This is a genomic window from Acinetobacter sp. P8-3-8 (assembly GCF_000214135.1).
Classification (GTDB): Bacteria; Pseudomonadota; Gammaproteobacteria; order Pseudomonadales; family Moraxellaceae; genus Acinetobacter.
Map to the genome: position 1 here is coordinate 1 of NZ_AFIE01000109.1, position 3,052 is coordinate 3,052.

The 3,052-nt window shown below is 37.1% G+C and carries 3 protein-coding genes; all 3 read right to left on the reverse strand.

The genetic code is table 11. The features are described 5' to 3' along the window. Positions 1-224 precede the first annotated feature (224 nt). Positions 225-683 (reverse strand): ribosomal protein S18-alanine N-acetyltransferase, encoded by a 459-nt coding sequence (rimI, locus tag GGG_RS0118615; protein WP_010117809.1) that lies wholly within the window; start codon positions 681-683, stop codon positions 225-227. 125 nt (positions 684-808) lie between these two features. Continuing rightward, complete coding sequence (locus GGG_RS0118620; RefSeq protein WP_010117811.1) at positions 809-1,690, reverse strand: metal-dependent hydrolase; 882 nt, start codon at positions 1,688-1,690, stop codon at positions 809-811. A 560-nt stretch (positions 1,691-2,250) separates the two neighbouring features. Next, positions 2,251-3,052: elongation factor Tu (locus tag GGG_RS0118625; RefSeq protein WP_029574517.1), on the reverse strand; the 802-nt coding region annotated here is incomplete at its 5' end.

Genomic DNA, 3,052 nt, shown 5'->3' on the forward strand with positions numbered 1-3,052 from the left:
ACATCTGTAATATACTGTTTTTGCAATGTATTAGGTACTTGATAGTATATGTCGAGTTGGCGACTGACAAATGGTTTTGCCTACTTTTCCCGAAAGAAAAGTAGGTCGAACCGAAGGTTAATCCTTGCATCTGACTTTAAATGGTAAGACTCCGCTGTGCCTGATTCATCTTTTCAATTACTTACATCAAAGTTTATCCCGAACTGACGTTAATTTAAATTTAGCTACTTAAATAACTGAGAAAAATCATCACCACAGCTTTTCACCATGATAACGGCATGTTCACGACCACCTTCTTTTTTAGGATAATAATTTTTTCTTAAATCAATTTGGTGAAATGCCGATTTTTCATATAAAGCGATTGCAGCTTGATTTGACTCACGCACTTCAAGAAAAATTTGAACTGGATTATTTTTCAATAAAGCAATCGATTCATCTAATAATTTAAAACCTAAACCTTTGCCCTGCTGACTCGGATGAATTGCCATAAGCAACAAATTTGCTTCATCTAAGACAGGCTGCAAAATACAAAAACCAACAACTTGCTGATCTTGCTCAATCACTGTACTGACATAACTTTCTACGGCTTCGTCAAATTGCTTTTTTGTCCAAGGATGGCTTTGTACCAAGTTTTCAATTTCAACAACAACTTGTACATCAGAAGCTTTCATCAAACGAATCATCTTCGTTCATCAACTTTAAATAAAAAATGAATTATAAGAAATTATCAAAAGATGTCTAATAAAAAGAGCAACGATTGTTGCTCTCTTTAGAATAGATCTACTAAAACAAATAGATATTCAAAATATTAAATTCCTAATTTCGCTTTCCATTTCTCTAACAATGCAACGGTATCTAAATCATTCGGATGAAAACCAGGTTTGAAATACGCTAACATTTCACGGGTCATTCCTGTAATCACACCTTTCGATGGACTATAGGCATATTTATAAATCATTCCGAGTTCTTTCAAATTCAACTTGCCATCCTCTTTCAATAAGCGAATTACAAAAGAAGATTGAGTCACGAAAATCAAAGCCATTGCCAACACTAAAGCTGTGTTTCGTAATGCATACGACTTCACACCACGACCAAAAATTTCTTCATACACATCATAGGCAACAGCTTTATGTTCATTTTCTTCAACCGCATGCCAATACCACATATATGACATGGTTGGATCTGTCATCAGTTCTTGAATGTGCTTATTCAGCAACAATTGCGATGCAAGCGTCGCAGTAAAATGTTCTAATGCCGTCGTTGCAGTTAAATCAACCATTTCCTGCGTCATACCAAATGGTCGAACAACACGTGCAAACCATTTACGTGCACCCTGAATCACTTTACCTGTTTCACGCTCATATTTTGCAACATCATGCCCATATTTTTGCGCTGAAGCATTGAACCCTGCATGTTCATGTGTATGCATAGCTTCTTGCCCAATAAAAGCACTGATCTCTTTCTGTAGCGCTTCATTGTCTTTAATCACAGGGTGATAGCGTACAGCACGTACAGAATCGATAAATAGTTTTTCACCATCTGGGAAAAGTGCCGACAATGCTGTCATGAAATGGGTAATTCCAGCAGAATCTTTAGCCCAATATTCAGGTACTTGATCAAAATCGAAATTCATTCTGCGTACTGGGAATGATGCACCTGCACGATTGGAAATATTCACTTTAGCATTCATTGCTGTTACTCCTTTTAGCATACTTTTCAGTACACAAAACTTTATGTTTGTTTTTCTTGATTGTTATATTACGTCTTTATTAAAATGTAATAAGTGCATTATAGGTCATACAAATATCAGTTAAGGACAGCTTTACAGGATGATTGTCTGACAATTTAATCTGTTAAAAATGACACATATAATCAGAAATATATAAAACTTGCATCAAACAGTTCATGGTTTTTTTGAGTCTATTTTTAAATTTTGCTTGTTTTATTTGGGCTGAACTAAAGACAATAACGATTAGAAAATTGACCTAAATATCCCCTCTTGTTTCAATCCAATTCACGAAAATCATAGCGTCTCTATTTGCGTTTGATTTTGTTGCCTTTGATTTTTTATCCCTCTATTTAAATTTAGTGACTCCTCATAAATGAATAAGTTTTATTTAGACATTCTTTCACATCAAAATTCACAACTAGGTTTTGAAAACATCAACGTCATTTCAAACTAGATTTGAATATGAAACAAATAGGCATAAAAAAACGCCCCAGAGGGGCGTTTTCTTTATACATAAGGGCTTATAGAGTTACTTTCGCAACAACACCAGCACCTACAGTACGACCACCTTCACGGATCGCAAAACGTAGACCTGGGTCCATTGCGATTGGGTGAATTAGTTCTACTGACATTTCAACGTTGTCACCTGGCATAACCATTTCAACGCCGTCTTGTAATTGGATTGCGCCTGTTACGTCAGTTGTACGGAAGTAGAACTGTGGACGGTAACCGTTAAGGAATGGAGTATGACGACCACCTTCTTCTTTAGAAAGCACATATACTTCCGCATCGAATTTAGTGTGTGGCTTGATTGTACCTGGTTTAGCAAGTACTTGACCACGTTGTACGTCTTCACGCTTAGTACCACGTAGAAGTACACCACAGTTCTCGCCCGCACGACCTTCGTCAAGCAATTTACGGAACATTTCTACGCCAGTTACAGTTGTTTTAACTGTATCTTTGATACCAACGATTTCAACTTCTTCGCCGACTTTAACGATACCAGACTCTACACGACCTGTTACCACTGTACCACGACCAGAAATAGAGAATACGTCTTCGATTGGCATCAAGAATGCTTTATCGATAGCACGTTCTGGTTCTGGAATGTAAGTATCAAGCGCTTCAACAAGTGCAAGAACTGCTGACTCGCCATATTGACCAGCATCACCATTAAGTGCAGCAAGCGCTGAACCACGGATGATAGGAGTGTCATCGCCAGGGAAGTCATAAGTAGAAAGAAGTTCACGAACTTCCATTTCTACTAATTCAAGTAATTCTTCATCATCAACAAGGTCACACTTGTTAAGGAATACAAGAATA